Annotated in this window: 1 protein-coding gene; it reads left to right on the top strand. The window is 63.5% G+C overall.

Annotated features, from left to right (window positions below; genetic code table 11):
• Positions 1 to 24 precede the first annotated feature (24 nt).
• Positions 25 to 1,667: maltose alpha-D-glucosyltransferase (gene treS / locus ACFVXC_RS42430; protein WP_389917198.1), on the top strand; the 1,643-nt coding region annotated here is incomplete at its 3' end.

Below are 1,667 nucleotides of genomic sequence, written 5' to 3'. Positions count from 1 at the left end.
GTTGATCGGAGGGTCACCCACATCATGATCATCAATGAGCCCGTCCAGGACACCTTCGAGGACACCCCCGCCAAGGACCGCGACCCCGAATGGTTCAAACGCGCCGTCTTCTACGAAGTCCTGGTCCGCTCCTTCCAGGACAGCAACGGCGACGGCATCGGCGACCTCAAAGGCATCACCGCCAAACTCGACTACCTCCAATGGCTCGGCGTCGACTGCCTCTGGCTGCCCCCCTTCTTCAAATCCCCCCTCCGCGACGGCGGCTACGACGTCGCCGACTACACCGCCGTACTCCCCGAATTCGGAGACCTCGCCGACTTCGTCGAATTCGTCGACTCCGCCCACCAACGCGGCATGCGCGTCATCATCGACTTCGTCATGAACCACACCAGCGACCAACACCCCTGGTTCCACGAATCACGCACCGACCCCGCCGGACCCTACGGCGACTACTACGTCTGGGCCGACGACGACAAGCAATACCAAGACGCCCGCATCATCTTCATCGACACCGAAGCCTCCAACTGGACCTACGACCCCATCCGCCAGCAATACTTCTTCCACCGCTTCTTCTCCCACCAACCCGACCTCAACTACGAAAACCCCGCCGTCCAGGAAGAAATCATCTCCGCCCTGCGCTTCTGGCTCGACCTCGGCATCGACGGCTTCCGCCTCGACGCCGTCCCCTACCTCTTCGCCGAAGAAGGCACCAACTGCGAAAACCTCCCCCGCTCCCACAACCTCCTCAAACGCGTCCGCACCGAAATCGACACCCACTACCCCGACACCGTCCTGCTCGCCGAAGCCAACCAATGGCCCGAAGACGTCGTCGACTACTTCGGCGACTTCACCGACGGCGGCGACGAATGCCACATGGCCTTCCACTTCCCCGTCATGCCCCGCATCTTCATGGCCGTACGCCGCGAATCCCGCTACCCCGTCTCCGAAATCCTCGCCAAAACCCCCGCCATCCCCGCCGGCTGCCAATGGGGCATCTTCCTGCGCAACCACGACGAACTCACCCTCGAAATGGTCACCGACGAAGAACGCGACTACATGTACGCGGAATACGCCAAAGACCCCCGCATGCGCGCCAACATCGGCATCCGCCGCCGCCTCGCCCCCCTCCTGGACAACGACCGCAACCAGATCGAACTCTTCACCGCACTCCTGCTCTCCCTCCCCGGCTCACCGATCCTCTACTACGGCGACGAAATCGGCATGGGCGACAACATCTGGCTCGGCGACCGCGACGCCGTCCGCACCCCCATGCAATGGACCCCCGACCGCAACGCCGGCTTCTCCTCCTGCGACCCCGGACGCCTCTACCTCCCCACGATCATGGACCCCGTCTACGGCTACCAGGTCACCAACGTCGAAGCCTCCATGTCATCCCCCTCCTCCCTCCTGCACTGGACCCGCAGGATGATCGAAATCCGCAAACAGAACCCCGCCTTCGGCCTCGGCTCCTACACCGAACTCCCCTCCTCCAACCCCGCCGTCATCGCCTTCCTGCGCGAGTACAAGGACGACCTCGTCCTCTGCGTCCACAACTTCTCCCGCTTCGCCCAGCCCACCGAACTCGACCTCCAGACCTTCAACGGCCGCCACCCGGTCGAACTGATCGGCGGAGTACGGTTCCCGGCCATCGGCGAACTGCCCTACCT

The sequence above is a fragment of the Streptomyces sp. NPDC058257 genome, from assembly GCF_042881845.1.
GTDB lineage: Bacteria > Actinomycetota > Actinomycetes > Streptomycetales > Streptomycetaceae > Streptomyces.
The sequence above is the reverse complement of the archived record's forward strand: the minus strand, read 5'-3'. Positions and strand labels throughout refer to the sequence as shown.